Annotated in this window: 11 protein-coding genes; 7 read left to right on the forward strand and 4 right to left on the reverse strand. The window is 36.9% G+C overall.

The window, feature by feature from the left end; all coding sequences use genetic code 11:
* Positions 1 to 34: 34 nt before the first annotated feature.
* The gene (locus QMA08_RS07520; RefSeq protein WP_290174087.1) at positions 35 to 1,246 is read left to right on the forward strand and encodes a tyrosine-type recombinase/integrase; all 1,212 of its coding nucleotides are present in this window, start codon (positions 35 to 37) and stop codon (positions 1,244 to 1,246) included.
* Positions 1,246 to 2,439, forward strand: a complete 1,194-nt coding sequence (locus QMA08_RS07525) for a cation:proton antiporter (RefSeq protein WP_290174088.1) — start codon at positions 1,246 to 1,248, stop codon at positions 2,437 to 2,439. The genes QMA08_RS07520 and QMA08_RS07525 overlap by 1 nt, the downstream gene beginning before the upstream one ends.
* A gap of 102 nt (positions 2,440 to 2,541) precedes the next feature.
* Here QMA08_RS07525 and QMA08_RS07530 read toward each other — a convergent pair whose 3' ends face one another.
* Positions 2,542 to 5,589 (reverse strand): FAD-binding and (Fe-S)-binding domain-containing protein, encoded by a 3,048-nt coding sequence (locus QMA08_RS07530; RefSeq protein WP_290174089.1) that lies wholly within the window; start codon positions 5,587 to 5,589, stop codon positions 2,542 to 2,544.
* 145 nt (positions 5,590 to 5,734) lie between these two features.
* Between QMA08_RS07530 and QMA08_RS07535 the strand changes: the two genes are divergently transcribed.
* The gene (locus QMA08_RS07535) at positions 5,735 to 5,944 is read left to right on the forward strand and encodes a PGPGW domain-containing protein (RefSeq protein ID WP_165723774.1); all 210 of its coding nucleotides are present in this window, start codon (positions 5,735 to 5,737) and stop codon (positions 5,942 to 5,944) included.
* A gap of 71 nt (positions 5,945 to 6,015) precedes the next feature.
* On the opposite strand, the gene ppsA is transcribed toward QMA08_RS07535, so the two are convergent.
* Entirely contained in the window at positions 6,016 to 8,391 is a 2,376-nt protein-coding gene (ppsA, locus tag QMA08_RS07540; protein WP_182694862.1) for a phosphoenolpyruvate synthase, read from the reverse strand.
* Between the two features lie 157 nt (positions 8,392 to 8,548).
* Between ppsA and QMA08_RS07545 the strand changes: the two genes are divergently transcribed.
* Positions 8,549 to 9,358 carry a pyruvate, water dikinase regulatory protein gene (locus QMA08_RS07545; protein ID WP_290174090.1) on the forward strand — a complete coding sequence of 270 codons (810 nt, stop codon included), beginning with the start codon at positions 8,549 to 8,551 and terminating at the stop codon, positions 9,356 to 9,358.
* 63 nt (positions 9,359 to 9,421) lie between these two features.
* Here the strand turns inward: QMA08_RS07545 and QMA08_RS07550 are convergent, their stop codons facing one another.
* The gene (locus QMA08_RS07550; RefSeq protein ID WP_024596521.1) at positions 9,422 to 10,771 is read right to left on the reverse strand and encodes a class II 3-deoxy-7-phosphoheptulonate synthase; all 1,350 of its coding nucleotides are present in this window, start codon (positions 10,769 to 10,771) and stop codon (positions 9,422 to 9,424) included.
* Between the two features lie 941 nt (positions 10,772 to 11,712).
* On the opposite strand from QMA08_RS07550, the gene QMA08_RS07555 reads away from it, so the two are divergent.
* Positions 11,713 to 12,588 (forward strand): DNA replication terminus site-binding protein, encoded by an 876-nt coding sequence (locus QMA08_RS07555; RefSeq protein WP_290174091.1) that lies wholly within the window; start codon positions 11,713 to 11,715, stop codon positions 12,586 to 12,588.
* A gap of 70 nt (positions 12,589 to 12,658) precedes the next feature.
* Here the strand turns inward: QMA08_RS07555 and QMA08_RS07560 are convergent, their stop codons facing one another.
* Positions 12,659 to 13,873: a hypothetical protein gene (locus QMA08_RS07560; RefSeq protein ID WP_024596523.1), complete on the reverse strand. Its 1,215-nt coding sequence runs from the start codon at positions 13,871 to 13,873 to the stop codon at positions 12,659 to 12,661.
* Between the two features lie 773 nt (positions 13,874 to 14,646).
* Here QMA08_RS07560 and QMA08_RS07565 point away from each other — a divergent pair.
* Entirely contained in the window at positions 14,647 to 15,885 is a 1,239-nt protein-coding gene (locus QMA08_RS07565; RefSeq protein WP_039488911.1) for an AAA family ATPase, read from the forward strand.
* A 15-nt stretch (positions 15,886 to 15,900) separates the two neighbouring features.
* A complete protein-coding gene (locus tag QMA08_RS07570) occupies positions 15,901 to 16,863 on the forward strand; it encodes a transcriptional regulator (RefSeq protein WP_290174092.1) in 963 nt (320 codons plus the stop codon).
* The last annotated feature ends 277 nt before the right edge of the window (positions 16,864 to 17,140 follow it).

Consider the following 17,140-nt stretch of genomic DNA (forward strand, 5'->3'; position numbering starts at 1 on the left):
GTAAGCCTATTATTTAATTGAATATTTATACATTATGCTTGTTGCTTTGGTTGATACGTTAAAACAATTAAGATATCAAATTGCCCATCTAGATGACGGTACTCTCAATTCAGAATACCCAGAACTTGCATCCTTTATACAGGAAGTTGGCTTGACTGTAACTGAATCAAAAGCCGATCTGACATTCTTATATCAGTTTTTATATGTTTATGGCAGAAAATCAGAAGCGACTTATAGCCGTTTTCGAAATGAACTTGAACGCTTTTATTTATGGTCGTGGTTAATAGCAGAAAAATCAGTATTCGATTTAAAACGTGAAGATATTGAAGCTTACGTTGATTTTATGGTCGAACCTGATAAAGAATGGGCTGCAACTTCAGTGCAATGGCGTTATAAAGATGAGCAAGGAATTCGTAGATTAAATCAAAATTGGCGCCCTTTTATGCTAAAAGAATCAACTGCCAGCCAACAAACTTTATCGGCCATGTTTACTGCCTTAAATGTATTTTATAAGTTTGCCCTACTCGAAGAAAAAACATTCGCGAACTTTGTCCCTGTTGTTAAAAAAAATAGCCCGTATTTAGTTGTTCAATCACAAATTCAAATTCCTGATACATTAAGTGATATTCAATGGGAATACGTTTTTGGTGTAACGCGAGATTTATGCGAACATAACCCTGATTTAGAGCGAAACTTATTTACGCTTGCCTGCTTAAAAGGTCTTTATTTACGAATTTCAGAATTATCTGAGCGCCCACAATGGTCGCCGGTGATGTCTCATTTTTGGCAAGATAATGATGGATTTTGGTTTTTACGTATAATGGGTAAAGGTAATAAATTACGAGATGTAACCTTAAGTGATGATTTTGTTGAATATTTAAAACGATACAGATTATATCGAGCGCTACCTGCCCTTCCTCGGGTTGATGAATCTGAGCCGTTAGTTCATAAAATTCGCGGGCAAGGTGGTATGACCGTAAGGCAAATTAGGCGTTTAGTACAACAAAGTTTTGATTATGCACAGCAATCATTACTTGATGATGGTTTTAAAGATGATGCTGAACAACTTGGCGCTGCAACTGCGCATTGGCTTCGTCATACTGGTGCAACACATGATGCACAAACCAGACCGCTCAAACATTTATCAGAAGATTTAGGTCATTCTAAAATTGCGACTACCGATCAAATTTATATTCAAACAAATATTAAAGAGCGAGCAAAGTCAGGACTTAAAAGGAAAATTTAATGGAGTATTTAGTAATAGCATTTATAGGCGGATTATTTTTAATTTATTCTTTAACACTTCGCCAGTTAGAAAAAACAGAAGTAACAGGCCCAATGTTTTTTGTTGTCGGCGGAATATGTTTAGCTTTTATGCTACCCAACGAAGGGGATAAAATAAAAGAAGGCGTTGATCTTTTATTACCATTTATAGAGCTTACGCTAAGTATTTTTTTATTTTCTGATGCAGCTAAATCAAAGCTAAGTGTTTTAAGGCATAGTTTTCAGTATCCTAGTTTACTATTGTTTGTTGCCCTACCCTTAACATTATTACTCGGTATTGCTGTTGCTTTATTTTTCTTTGCTGAGCTTTCACTTATTCAAGCGGCGTTGCTCGCAATTATTTTAACGCCTACCGATGCAGCTTTAAGTAAAGGGCTATTAGCAAGTACACAAGTGCCTGAAAAAATACGCGAAGGAATAAATACTGAAAGTGGTTTAAACGATGGATTATGCGTACCCATATTTTTAATATTTATATTACTCGCTAAAAATCCTGAATCAGCTATTACCGCAACACAAACATTAAGTGTGTTTGGCCGAGAGCTTGGCTTGGCTTTATTAATAGCTATTACAAGTATTGCTGTTTTTATACCGAGTTTAAACTTTGCAATGAAACGTCATTACTTTGCGCAAAATACCAGTCCGTTTTTATTACTCGGTTTTGCTATGGCTGTTTTTTCTGTCACTCAGTATTTTCATGGCAGTGGATTTATTGCGGTGTTTATTGCCGGTTTATTATTTGATAAATTTTCGACTGAAGAAGTTAGAACAGAATTAATTGAAGACTCAGAGCACATTGCAGATTTTACATCGCTAATGATTTGGTGCTTGTTCGGGTTTGTTTGTGCTTACTTAGTTATTCCAAAATTAAATACTGAAATTATAATTTACGCTTTGTTAAGTACAACATTGATTAGAATAATTCCTGTTATGTTGTCATTGCAGTTTACGGCATTGAGTATTAAAGAGCGTTTTACATTTGCGTGGTTTGGGCCAAGAGGATTAGCATCAATTGTTTTTACATTGATGGTGATAGATACACAAATAGAAAATAAATATCAAATAGCGACAATAGCAATGACGACTATTCTGTTTAGTGTATTTATACATGGTATTAGCACTAAACCTATTGCTGATAGTTTTGTTAAAAAATAATCATTTAAACTAGGTAAAGTAAGAATACTGATTAAAAAAGGCGTAACGGTTATTTCATTACTGATGAAGTTAATCGTTGCGCCTTTTTTTTATTTTATAAAGTTATTTAAGAACCTGTGCTAGTAATTCAATTGGGTGTTTTGGTTTAAACCTCTCAAAACGTTTAACTTGGCTGCGACAAGAAAAGCCCGTAGATAAAAGTTGCTCTGGTTTATTTTTATCTACAATTGGTTTCCAACTCATTTCGTAAAGCGCACGTGAGTTATCTTGATTTTGTGCTTCGTGGCCATAAGTTCCCGCCATTCCACAACAACCTGTATTTGTTGTTTTTAATGTTAAACCAATATCATTGAAAATTGTTTGCCATACATTTGCTGCTTTTGGCAGCGCAGTTGTTTCAGTGCAGTGACTCAGTAATGTAAATTCGGTATCTGTATTTTGCTTTGCGCTTAGTGATTTAAACGATTGTGTTTCGAGCCACTCATGGGCAAGTTGCACATTAAATTCACCACGGTTATTTTCTAAAATTGTATTATATTCATCGCGGTAACACATAACGAGTGAAGCATCTAAACCGACTAACGGTGCATTAATATCATTTAATTTATTTAAAAACTCAGCTGCATTTTTAGCTGTAACTTTAAATTCATGCAAAAAACCTTTTACGTGTTGCGGTTTACCATTTGGTTTAAAAGGTAATAGCATTGGTTTTTTGCCAAGTTGGGTTATTAAAGTAATAAAACTTTCTACTAGTTCGGCTTCGTAAAAGCTCGTAAATGGGTCTTGTACTATTAATACATATTCACTTTGTTGCTCTGCATTTAATTTATTTAATAAATCAAAATCAAATTTTTGTGTTTTAGTAATACGCTTTGAAAGTGCAGGAATACTTAGCTGTGGGGTATCAACATAGCCAACTGTTTTTTTAATAACATTGCTTACTAATGATGTTTTAACAATTGGGTTTATAACTTTTGCAAACTTTGCCATTAATGGCGCGCTGTTTTCTATGTTACCAACAAGGTAATCTTTTATCGGACGTGCATAATAACTATGATAATAATTTAAAAAGCGCGAACGAAAAGTAGGAACATCTACTTTAATTGGGCAAGCAGTTGTACATGCTTTACATGCTAAACATTCATCCATTGACGCTTTTACTTCGTGAGAAAAATCGTAAATACCTTTTCGTTTTTCGCGGCTGTGAACGAAACGTTCCCACCAGGTGATTACTTCACCTTTGTTAAGCTGCTTTTCTACTTCGAGTAAATCTACATTTTTTGACTCTTGTAAACGAAGCCATTCGCGCATTAAACTTGCGCGACCTTTTGGTGAATTACGACGATCGCCGGTTACTTTATACGATGGACACATAGGTGAATTTTCATCGTAATTAAAGCATATGCCATTACCATTACAGGTCATTGCATTGTTAAAACTGGTTTTAACTTCTATTGATATTTGCTTATCGAAGTGCGATCTCTTTTGTCCATCAACACTAACTAGTGAGTCTTCACTATCGATAGGAGTACATATTTTACCGGGGTTAATGCGGTTGTTAGGATCGAAAGCTGTTTTTATTTTACGAAGTTGCGTATATAAATGCTCACCAAAAAATTCAGGGCTGTATTCACTTCGGTAACCTTTACCGTGTTCGCCCCACATTAAACCACCGTACTTAGCGGTTAGTTTTACTACTTGATCTGAAATAGTTCTAAGTAGTTTTTCTTGTTCTGGGTCGCACATATCAAGTGCTGGGCGTACGTGTAAAACCCCAGCATCAACATGGCCAAACATACCATATTGTAAATTATGGCTGTCGAGTAATGCTCTAAATTCGACAATATAATCTGCTAAATTTTCAGGGGGTACTGCAGTGTCTTCTGCAAAGGCGAGTGGTTTTTGACTGCCTTTTACATTACCTAATAAACCCACTGATTTTTTACGCATTGCGTAAATTTTTAGTATATCGCTTTTATCACTGGTTAACTGATATCCAATAACGCCATTAGTTTGATTTGCTACGCATTCATCTAGAAGCTTACAAAGTGTGTCTACTTTGTCTTTTATATCATCGTTTGATACTGCATTAAACTCGACCATGTTAAGGCCTTGCATATCTTTATTTGGTACGTCGGTTATTAAGTCCGATACTAAATTCCAAATGATGTCTTCACGCGCTAAGTTTAAAACTTTGCTATCAACGGTTTCTACCGATGTTGCGCGTGCATCAACTAAAAACGGTGAATGACGAAGTGCTGAGTCAAAACTATCGTACTTGATATTTATAAGGGTTTTGAATTCGGCAATAGGCGTTAGGTTTAATTTAGCTTCAGTTACTATACCTAATGAGCCTTCTGAACCTGTTATTAGTCGGCTCATGTCAAAAGTAAGTAAGTCATCACTTAGCACATGCTCTAGGTCGTAGCCGGTTAAAAACCTATTTAACCGTGGAAACTTAGCTAAAATAGCTGCGCGTTCATTAACTGAAATATCTAAAACTGTTTTATATAAACTACCAATTAGAGAGTCTTGCTCGGCTATAATTTTTGCTTTGTCGATGTCTATTGGTGAGGTGCACATAGGTGTGCCATCGACTAAATAAGTTGTAAGCCCTAAAACATGATCGCTTGTTTTTCCGTAAACTAACGAACCTTGCCCCGATGCGTCAGTACTTATCATGCCACCAATAGTTGCCCTGTTACTGGTAGATAAATCGGGCGAGAAGAAAAAACCATAAGGTTTTAAAAAGTCATTAAGTTGATCTTTTATTACGCCAGTTTGAACGCGTACCCAGCCTTCTTCTACATTTATTTCGAGGATTTCGCGCATATAGCGAGACAAATCTACAACAATACCTGGTGTTAACGATTGACCGTTAGTACCTGTTCCGCCACCACGAGGCCCAAAAGTTAATGATAAAAATGGGTCGCGAGATGCAGTTTGCAGTGCGAGTTGAATATCTTTTTCATTTTTTGGAAAAATAACACCTTGGGGTATTTCCTGATACACACTGTTATCGGTTGAAGCAGTAATACGCGTTGCATAACTTGCATCGGTATCTCCACTAAAACCTTGGCTTGCAATGGTACTTAGGTAATTTGCGACAAGTTCTGTCGCGGCATCTTGCTGTGTAATTGTTGCTATCATGACGGCGATATTTTAGGGCATTTGACTAATTATATCATGGTGATGGCGAATAGAAATTGAAGATTTTACAGTTTGTAACACTCTTTTAGTCGATTTTAATGCAGCTTAAATTATACTCAAGTTAACGAGTAATGAGGTGTGTTATATGAAAAAATTACTATTACAGATCAGTGGCGTGCTATTTATTTTGTTAGGGCTATTTTTTGCGATCGTCCCTGGCCCATCGATTATATTTTTTATGGCGGGTTTATTGTGTTTTTCGTTTTACTACCCTAAAGCGCGACATTACTTATCACTTTGTCAAAAGGCGTTAACTAAATCATGTGCTTATTTAGATAAAAAATTAGCCCGTTAATTTAACTTTTAATTGGTTATAAAAAAATGCCAGCAATACATTGCTGGCATTTTTTATAGCTTACCTATTTATTACTTTGCTAATTTTTTAGCTAGGTATAACCATGTTTCTATTACTGTGTCTGGATTGAGTGAAACAGAGTCAATGCCCTGCTCTACTAACCATGCTGCAAAGTCTTCGTGATCTGAAGGACCTTGACCACAAATACCTACGTACTTGCCTTTTTCTTTAGCTGTTTTAATTGCCATAGAAAGTAGTTTTTTAATTGCTGGGTTACGCTCATCAAATAAATGTGCGATTAAACCTGAATCACGATCAAGACCAAGCGTTAACTGTGTTAAATCGTTAGAGCCGATAGAAAAACCATCAAACATTTCTAAAAATTCATCAGCAAGTAATGCATTTGAAGGCAGCTCACACATCATGATTACTTTAAGACCATTTTCACCACGTTTAAGGCCATGCTCTTCTAGTAATTCAATTACGCGTTTACCTTCTTCAAGGGTACGTACGAATGGGATCATGATTTCAATGTTTGCCATATCCATGTCGTTTCTTACGCGTTTTATAGCTTCACATTCTAGTGCAAAACAATCGCGGAAGTCTTCAGAGATATAACGGGCAGCGCCTCGAAAACCAATCATTGGGTTTTCTTCTTCTGGCTCGTATTGCTGGCCACCAACTAGGTTTGCGTATTCGTTTGATTTAAAATCAGACATACGCACAATTACACGCTCCGGTGCAAAAGCACAACCAAGCGTTGAAATACCTTCAACCAGTTTTGTTATGTAAAACTCTACTGGTGATTCGTAACCGGCAATCATGTCAGTAATTTCTGCTTTTAATGCATCGGTTTGCGCATCAAAATTTAATAACGCTTTAGGGTGAACGCCAATCATACGGTTGATAATAAATTCAACTCGCGCAAGGCCAACACCTGCATGCGGTAAGCGTGCAAAGTCAAAGGCACGATCGGGGTTACCCACGTTCATCATAACTTTCATTGGTAGTTCTGGCATTTTATCAACGCGTGACGTTAGTATTTCAAAATCTAAAATACCTTCGTAAATAAAGCCGGTATCGCCTTCGGCGCACGATACTGTTACTTCTTGTCCCGCTTTAATTAAATCAGTTGCATTACCACAACCAACAACTGCCGGAATACCAAGTTCGCGTGCAATTATTGCCGCGTGACACGTACGGCCACCACGATTTGTAACTATCGCTGCTGCACGTTTCATGATTGGTTCCCAATCAGGGTCGGTCATATCGGTTACTAAAATATCGCCTACTTGTACCTGATCCATTTCTTTGATTGAATCAAGAACACGTACAACACCGCTACCAATTTTGTGACCAATTGCACGGCCTTCAACAAGTACATTACTTGTGCCATTTAATTGAAAACGTTCCATTACGTTTGAGTCTTCGTTTGAGCGGACAGTTTCTGGACGTGCTTGAACTATATATAGTTTGCCGTCGTTTCCGTCTTTTGCCCATTCGATGTCCATAGGACGACCGTAATGTTTTTCAATGATTACAGCTTGTTTGGCAAGATCTTGCACTTCTTCATCTGTAATCGAAAATTTATTAGAAAGCTCAGGGTCAACATCAACGATGTCTACTTGCTTACCATGTGCTTTGTCTTCTGAGTAAATCATTTGTATGGCTTTAGAGCCAATATTACGACGTACTACTGAAGGTTTGTTTTTAAGGAGTGTTGGTTTATGAACATAAAATTCATCAGGGTTAACCGCGCCCTGTACAACCATTTCACCTAAGCCATAGCTTGATGTAATAAATACAACGTCTTCAAAACCAGACTCTGTATCAATACTAAACATTACGCCAGATGCTGACTTATCTGAACGTACCATGCGCTGTATACCTGCTGATAACGCTACACCACGGTGATCGTAACCTTGGTGAACACGATATGAGATTGCGCGGTCATTAAATAATGAAGCAAATACGTGTTTAATAGCGACCATGACTGAATCGATACCGACAACGTTAAGGAAAGTTTCTTGTTGGCCTGCGAATGATGCATCTGGCATATCTTCAGCGGTAGCTGATGAACGTACCGCAAATGAAACATCTGTTGCAGTATCGCCATGGAGTTGGCTATATGCGTCGCGAATGGCTTGATCTAGGTTTGGTTGGAATGGTGTGTCGATTATCCATTGGCGGATATCGGCACCGACTTTAGCGAGTGTATTTACATCATCAACATCAAGTGTATCTAAGATGTCATGAATTTTGGCGGTGAGTCCTGATTGATCTAGAAACTCATTAAAAGCATCTGCGGTAGTTGCGAAACCACCCGGTACTTGTACACCTGCGTTTGCGAGGTTTGAAATCATTTCGCCAAGTGACGCGTTTTTACCGCCAACTCGAGGAACATCTTGCATACCAAGCTCTTGATACCAGAGAACGTATTCTTGCACGGATCTTTCTCCAAAAAAAACAAATTGTAGGTCTAACTGTGAGAGTTAAGAAAGAAAACCTTTTATAAAGGTCGTCATCATTCTACACTGGCAACAGTCCTCACGTAAACCGTGGGAAACCCATTTTAGGGATTTAAACGCAATAAAAAGGTTAATTATGAGAACTGCTTTTTATATATCAGATGGAACAGCAATTACTTCAGAGGTGTTTGGGCATGCGACTTTGTCGTTGTTTCCTATCGATTTTAATCATAAAACAATTCCATTTGTAGAAACTGAAGAAAAAGCGCACGAAATTAAAGCTTTAATTAATGCAACCGCTGCAAAAACAGGTGAAAAGCCTTTCGTGTTTTTTACTTTTGTGAATCACAATTTAAGTGAAATTATAAAATCGGCTGATGCAGTTACGTATGATTTTTTAACTACGTATAGCAAAAAAATAGAAAAAGAACTCAACGTAGCTCCTGTTCCAAAAATGCATCGTACGCATTCTATCCACGAAAAAAGTTATGATTTTAGAATTGATGCGGTTAACTATGCTCTTATGAATGATGATGGCGGAAATATTAAAAACTTTTCCGAAGCAGACATCATTTTAATTGGCGTTAGCAGAAGTGGTAAAACACCGACAAGCTTATACTTAGCACTTCAGTACGGCATTAAAGCAGCTAACTATCCTATTACAGAAGAAGATTTAGATAATGAAGGTTTGCCTAAGTGTTTAGTCCCTTATAAACATAAGTTATTTGGACTGACGATTGACCCTGAGAGGCTTGCGGCTATAAGGCATCGACGTATGGCTAACTCTAAGTATGCTTCAATTAAACAGTGCCGTATTGAGGTGCGCGAAGTGGAAATGTTGTATAAGCGTCACAAAATAGCTTACTTTAATTCGACGCATCATTCTGTTGAAGAAATTTCTGCAAAAATACTGATAGAGACAGACTTGGAGCGACGTAAGTACTAACTTAGTCATCAAATTTGAAATAAAAAAAACCGCAATTAAGCGGTTTTTTTGTATCAGTAAATATTATTTACGTGCGTCTTTTAGTAAATCAGCGACTAAAAAGCCTAACTCTAATACTTGGTCGGCATTAAGGCGTGGATCACACTGTGTTTTGTAACGCTGCGCTAGGTCATCGTCAGATAAACCGTAAGCACCGCCTGTACACTCTGTAACGTGCTGACCTGTCATTTCTAGGTGAACACCACCTGCGTATGAACCTTCAGCTTTGTGTACAGCGAAGAACTGACTGATCTCGCGCATGATATTATCAAAGTTACGCGTTTTGTAACCTGAAGTCGCTTTTTCAGTATTGCCGTGCATTGGATCTGAGCTCCAAATTACTTTTCGGCCTTCTTGTTGAACTCTTCTTACTAGTGCTGGGAGTTTTTCTGGCAGTACGTCTGCACCCATACGTGTAATTAGCGTTAAACGACCAGGAATGTTATCTGGGTTTAATGCGTCAATTAAACGAATTAAATCGTCTGGGTCCATACCTGGGCCAACTTTAACACCAATTGGGTTTTTAATGCCTTTAAAGAATTCAATATGTGCATGGTCTAGTTGGCGTGTACGTTCACCAATCCAAACAAAGTGAGCAGAACAATCGTACCAATCACCTGATAAATGGTCGCGACGTGTTAGTGCCTCTTCGTAACCAAGTAGTAAAGCTTCGTGAGAAGTGTATAAATCGGTTTCTTTTAAGCTTGGCGCAATTGTAGAGTTAATTCCGCACACTTCCATAAACTCTAGTGCGTCTTGAATTTTATCTGCAAGTTGTTGGTATTTTTCTTTAAGTGGATTTGCAGCAACAAAGCCCATGTTCCAGCGGTTAACCTGATGAAGATCGGCTAGGCCACCTTGTGCAAATGCACGTAATAAGTTTAACGTAGCGGCACTATGATGGTATGCAGTCATTAAACGTTGTGGGTCTGGAATGCGCGCTTCTTCTGTAAACTCAATATTATTAATGATGTCGCCACGGTAAGATGGTAAAGACACGCCATTAATTGTTTCTAAGTCTGCTGAACGAGGTTTAGCGTATTGACCAGCCATACGCGCTATTTTAACTACAGGGCATTTACCGCCATAAGTTAATACAACAGCCATTTGTAAAATTGTTTTGAATGTATCGCGAATATTAGCGGCATTAAAATCGCTAAACGACTCGGCACAGTCACCACCTTGAAGTAAAAATGCACGACCTTCGCACACGTCTTCAAGTTGTTTAAATAGGCTTCTTGTTTCTTCTGCAAAAACTAGAGGCGGAGCCGTTTTTAATTGGCCTTCTACTGATTTAAGTATTTCTTGATCTGGGTACTGTGGCTGCTGCAGTATTGGCAGCTCTCTCCAGCTATTTGGGTTCCACGATGACATAATTTTTCCTCATTCCTACATTACCTGATAAGAAGAAATTAACGTATGCAGACCCCTATGTTCAAGGACTAAATTCACTATTTTCCAATTATTTAGTTATGAGTTAAGTATAAAAGTAATTTTACTTAACTCAGGTGGTTATATAACAATCACTTTAGTTTTATTTCAAATAAACTAAAGTGATTTAAAACATACAATTAGAGTTAATTAGTTTCAATTTTAACACATTGAGAATAAATAAGGCACAAGGGTATATTATATGTATTTTACTTAAGAACACATCATACTTAAACTGCTTTAAATGTAACCTTAACTTTACGCGCTAAATTAATTATTAGCTAACAGGGGCTATGTGCAGGCCTAAATATATGATATGGGATTTTGTGTTGCTCATTTATATGCACTTTAAACCTAGTAGAATAGCGCTGTTGATTATTCTGATGCCAGAATATACTTACAACTGACACGAGGTTAATCTGCTGATTCACCACGCATCTTCCCACCCTGCCGCCAGCGTTATTTAGCAACTTGTGATAACTAAAAACGATGCCTTAAATGGCTCTAATGTAAAAAGCATGTACGACATGCTGAGCTTTTGGATGATAAACCCATAGTTAAACACGTTATAATATTAATCACTAATTAGAGAAACAACCAAAACCAACACTATTATTTTGATCTTAACCGCACCAAGTTCACTTTACATCCCCATTTATTACACTACATGGGCTATTAAGCTCTAAGCGGGCTAGCTCTTTAATCAATAAAACAGTACTAAATTACAGGAATAGGTAGATCTATTCACTCCAATAAAGAACACATCATACTTACTTTATTTTGTATGTTATCTAAACACCGAGCGTAACTTTATTAAATATTTACTCAATGCAAAGTGCATGCAATAATATAGCATTGGTAAGATGTGTTCTTTGAGGTGTGCCGTGGTTACTAAAGTTCAAATTAGGAGTCAGTTTGATTTAATGAACGAATTAACTTTAAGGTTAATTGAGGAATTAAACGAATGTGAGTTTTCCAGAGCAGAGTACTATCAGTTACCTGATGTAAGTAATTTAGATGAAAATAAGGTTCCTGAGTCCATACCAGTCTCTAAAATAACTGGAGCGCCGGCTCAAAAAGCAATTTTAAACTCCTTTTCTGACATTTATAAAAAATCGGGCTTAAGCAGTCGCGTGTTAAAAAGGCACCCTGGTTTACTTGTTATTAAAAATGCAGATAAACAAGCTTTAAATAATCGTATAGCACAAGTTAACAAAGCTAAAGCTAGTTTCAAAGAGTGTATATTGGCAATTGATAATAACGATGCCCGATTTGAGGCTGTTCATAATGCAATACCAAATTTAATAACACTTGCTGCTTATCGTAAGATTCACAGTGAGAGCGAATCACCATTTTCCGTTAGGTTTACTTGGATGCACAAGCACGCAACTAAAACGTTGACTAAAAAAATGGCCCTCGAAATGCTCGACAAATCGGCCAGTTATCGAAATCCAAGAATGATAGATCAACAAAAATGGCAATCACTTGTAGCTCAAGAACAATTACGGGTTGCTAGTTTAGGTGATAAGGAAAAATTAAGAATTCGTCGCCCTACTCGCGTAAGCCCTCAAGTTAATGTGAGATACACAGCACAAAACCGCTATCATGTGAGCGCCGCATTACCATTTATTCTGATTAATCCAGAACCAGACGTTAAACTAGGTATCTTACCTGATTATAAAAAACCCGAAGCTCATCCTCGAAAACGTGAGTATGATTTTTTAGTTGATAGGCTATATTTAGAACAAGTTGACCGATAGCTATTATGTTAAAAAGGCCACAATATGTGGCCTTTTTAGTAAATATGTACAGTATTTAAAATAACGTTTATTATTTTTCTACTATCTCTTCTATTTTATCTTCATCAATTAACACTGCATTTTCAACAATACGTTTACCGCCTTGAATCTCAATGCGTTTGTTGTGTTTGTTCAATGTAAGTATTTCATCGCAAAACTGATCAGAGGGGTGCATTTCGTATGTGTAATCAATAATGTTACCAGTTTTGTCATCTTTGACGTTTGTAATGCTGTATTCTGATATAGCACCTTTTTCAATCAAATCTTTCATTGTGGTGGTCATATCACGACGAAGCGCTTTTAATTTATTTTCCGTAATATCATCAGTTGAATAAATAGATCCATATTTTTCCATAATAGAAAGTAATCTAAAATGATACGTTTTACCTGGAGCTGCATAACGCCAAAGGTGGTACAAACGAAGCATCATCCAACGCGACAATCCCCGTTTTAGTTCTTGTGCACTATTAAAGTAATATCCTTTGTATTCAAGGTTATCAATCATGTTATGAACGAACGCATTTAAACAAGCCACACACTTTACATTACCACCTTGACCTTTTTTGCCACTAAAGTGAAGTGACGATAAAAAGTTCATATTTGACTCGTAAAACGAATCATCTATATCGGAGTTTTTAGTATCGGTTGCTGAATATTTAAATGAAAGTTTAGAACCTTGCAATGCTTCAAGTGACTCTTTAATTGCAGGATATGGCATTGACTGCCCTACCGCTTTGAGCTCTTGCGCTAATTCGTTCATAGAAAAAACAACTGCGTATTGAATACCGGACTTAAAATTAATTTTAACTATTTTGCCTTTAGAAGCTAAACGAATAAGTGCTCGTTCTACTTTTTCTTCTCTGTCCGATGGCCAAACAAGATACTCAATATCTTCGCCATCTTTACGAGTACTGACAACAGCAGGGGTAATTTTTATCTCACCATCGTATAAAATACCATCTACTTTCTCTGATATTTTACGCGTAATGATTGTTTTTTTAGGCGCTTCTTCAAGTGGCAATTTTTTATAGCCAGAGCGAACAAAACGGCCCCACAAATCATAATGATTAAACGTGTTTGAATATGCACGTAAACCATGAGCTGCATTTTCAATAGAAATTCGCACGTCTTTGTTGTCTGTAAATAGTGCTAAACTTTCGTTATCTATTGCACTTTCCACCCCGTGGATTTGGCCCCTGAGTGTATCGGGCAAATTATCTACCGAGATGTTGACCTTTCGGCTCATTGTTCTTATTTCCATTTTTATTGCGACATCTAATAACAACACATTAAACAACAAAAGTTAAATGTTTAAGTTAGTATAAAAGTGATCTGACTTTAAATAAAACGTTTAGATCACTATTATACTAAGTAATGTATATAACTTGCGATTTCAGATCATATTTTTACTAACTGGGTCATCACAAATCTGTTTTTTACTAACTCAGCTGTTATTTTGTCCATCACAATGGCTTTATTTTAAAATTTAGCACGACAAATTCATAATAAAATTAATATCCCTGTGGATAAAGGCTTATCGAGTTAGCATAGATCTGATCTGTACCAAGTACAGATCAGATCTATACTAATTAAACGAACCTATTGACGCTAAGGTTAGTGCATAACTTTATAATTTACTTAGTAAAAAATTGATCTCAAGGGCTCTTTTTGTTCATAACCTTATGCGCAACCTGTGCATAACTTGATTTAAAAAAGAAGGCTTAGTAAAAAGATGATCTGCAGGTAGATAAAGATCTGATCTTAACCAAGTATAACGCTGATCTGCTTTTTTTTATATTGTTTATATTAATCATCATGTTATGTGTTAATTTAAGGCCCTTAACCTTTACTACCTTATATATTTAACCACCTTTAAACTTCTTTATTTATACTAAGCAATATTAAAGGTGTAAAAGTATTTTTAAATGTCTTCTTTTTAAAATGCATGTCGTCTTAAATAGTTGTTTACAGCAATTTGAATGGACATTATACTAACTGCCTAACTTTGAGGAAGAAAGTATGTCTATCAATAATAACGCGCTAAGTACCTACCGGCTTTTAAAAGCAACTGCCGAAGTAGCTGAAAAATCATTAGAAGGTCGTATTCAGCACTATCGTGCTCATCTTAAATCAGAAGAAAAAGAATTAAGAACTTATACGCAAAAAGCAGCTGCCGATTTATTAGGTTGTAATAATCGTACTTTAAAAAGACGTCATGACAATGGTGACTTTGATGATTTAAACATAAAACGCGGCGCCAATGGTCATTATGCTTACACATTAGTAAACATTTTTGCTATGGCTGATATTATGGATATTAAACCAGATCATCGTACTGGTGATGACAAACTGCAAGTTATTGTCATTAATTCTCTCAAAGGTGGCTGTGGCAAAACAACCAGCATGGTTAATATTGCAGCAGCCCTGGCAACTACAAATATTAAGCGCTATCGCATTGGTATAATTGATTTAGATCCTCAAGGTTCTTCTTCAAGCTTTTTTCCTTCAAGCGAGCATGACCCAATTACTGTTGGTGATTTAATGCGTGATTGTATAGATTTAGATGAGGGCGAAACATGGCCTGAATTTGTTTCAAACTCATTTTTATCAACGCACATCCCAAATATTCGTGTACTACCATCAGGTATGGACGATTTTTATTTTGAGCACGAAACTGCAACATTACTCAAAGACACCTCAAATTATGAGCAAACTCGTCATTACCATAAGTTACTTGAAAAAGTAATTGAGCCTGTTAAAGACGAGTTTGATATTATATTAATAGATACAGCTCCAACTCTTAACTTTATGTTTTATAATGCATTAATGGCTTCTACTGCGATGCTTATCCCTGTTCATCCAGAAGCTGTAGACTTTGATGCTAATAATAAATATTTAAAACGACTAGGTGAGATTTACCATACCGTTGCGGCACTTGGCCATGAGGGATGGGACTTTATGCAGTTTTTAGTGACTAACTATGTAAAAGGTAATCACTCACAGCGCGATATTGTTAAAGATGTTCGTAGTGCATTTGGTCGCCAAGTTATGAGTTACCCAATCAACCACAGCTCGGCGATTACTGCTAGCTCTTCGTCTTTCAATACTATTTTTGATCAAAAAGCGTCAGACAGCTTAGCAAGCCGTGAATCACTAATGCGCGCTCAAGAAAATATTAAAGATGTGGTCGATGAGCTAGAAATGCTTATTCGTTCAAATTGGCAGTCAACTCAATCAACACTCAATACCCCTAAGTAAGGATGTTAAATAAAAATGGCTAAAAAACGTAAAAATGACACCCGCTTAGATCCATTTGCAACAGCTGTAGGAAGTAGTAGCCTTGACGCATTACTTGAACAAGCAAATGCTGGTGATGTAATTCGCATGCCAGCACCGAGCGATCCTGAGCGCCAAATTACACTTGTTTGCAAAGTGATCGCACACGCTGACATTGAATCTACAACAGGTGTGTACGGTAAAAATCGCCGTGTACAAGCACTTCTTAACGAAAAGTCAGTATCGGATATTCTACCTGCCATTGCAGAGGATGGCCGTAATCAGCACCCTGCGTTACTTTGGGATCAGGGTGATAAAAGCCTAGTTTTAGCAGGTTCTCGCCGTCGTATGGCCTGTATTTTAGGTAACGCCGATTATTTAGTACTTAGTTCAAGTGACTTTACTGAGCAAGACGCTAAAATTTTAGCTGTATCTTCAGATCAATATATCGCTCCAAGTTTATGGGAGCTAGGACAAGCTTACCAGCAAACTAAAAATGAGCTTATTGAACAAGGTAAAAAAGGATCTTACAGAGAGATTGCTGCAATTGAAGGTGTATCACACACCGCCATTGCTGATGCTGTTAAAGCGTATGAACAAATACCTGCTGAAGTTATTGCACTCTACCCTACTGCGAATCACGTGGGTCGCGAAGTGGCTAAAAAGCTCATGAGCGCAAAGGAGAGAGACCTAGAGACGTTTAATCAACTTGTTAGTGACCTAGCTAGTGATGAAGAGCTAAACGCCATTACAAGTGACGACAAGCGTGCAATGGCAATCACCAAATGCCTAACTGCTGAGCCTCAAGCTGCTGTTAAGCGTGAAGCTGTACTTGAAAATAAGTTTGTATCAGTACAACGCAATTTAAAAAGTGGTGATGTGTCTATCAAAATCGACAATAAAGTGATGACAGACAAACGCTTAGAACAATTAACTAAGCTATTAAGTGCCTTTAATTAGCTAGTTAAATAATGATCTGTCAGACATGTCTACTTAGTTAAATACTGATCTGACAGATTGTTTTGTTAGTAAAAATCTGATCTTTACTAGGCTAATCCTACCTTAAATAATCATATTTCCTCTTCAAGATCACTTTTTTACTAACTAATCGCCCCCTTTTAGCTATTTGCTCTTGGTTTATTATCATTGTTAGTAAAATTGTGATCTATAACGTGCCGTTTAATTTTTATATTTGTATGTAATGCCTAATATTTTGTGAAATTTTATACTCATTTTT

Origin of the sequence: Pseudoalteromonas sp. APC 3355 (genome assembly GCF_030407615.1) — a bacterium.
GTDB classification, from domain to species: domain Bacteria; phylum Pseudomonadota; class Gammaproteobacteria; order Enterobacterales; family Alteromonadaceae; genus Pseudoalteromonas; species Pseudoalteromonas distincta.

Coding starts and splice junctions, on each gene's coding strand:
- QMA08_RS07545 (WP_290174090.1), top strand. CDS start 8,549: ATGAGAACTGCTTTTTATATATCAGATGGAACAGCAATTACTTCAGAG.
- QMA08_RS07530 (WP_290174089.1), bottom strand. CDS start 5,589: ATGATAGCAACAATTACACAGCAAGATGCCGCGACAGAACTTGTCGCA.
- QMA08_RS07535 (WP_165723774.1), top strand. CDS start 5,735: ATGAAAAAATTACTATTACAGATCAGTGGCGTGCTATTTATTTTGTTA.
- QMA08_RS07565 (WP_039488911.1), top strand. CDS start 14,647: ATGTCTATCAATAATAACGCGCTAAGTACCTACCGGCTTTTAAAAGCA.
- QMA08_RS07560 (WP_024596523.1), bottom strand. CDS start 13,873: ATGAGCCGAAAGGTCAACATCTCGGTAGATAATTTGCCCGATACACTC.
- QMA08_RS07570 (WP_290174092.1), top strand. CDS start 15,901: ATGGCTAAAAAACGTAAAAATGACACCCGCTTAGATCCATTTGCAACA.
- QMA08_RS07520 (WP_290174087.1), top strand. CDS start 35: ATGCTTGTTGCTTTGGTTGATACGTTAAAACAATTAAGATATCAAATT.
- QMA08_RS07525 (WP_290174088.1), top strand. CDS start 1,246: ATGGAGTATTTAGTAATAGCATTTATAGGCGGATTATTTTTAATTTAT.
- QMA08_RS07550 (WP_024596521.1), bottom strand. CDS start 10,771: ATGTCATCGTGGAACCCAAATAGCTGGAGAGAGCTGCCAATACTGCAG.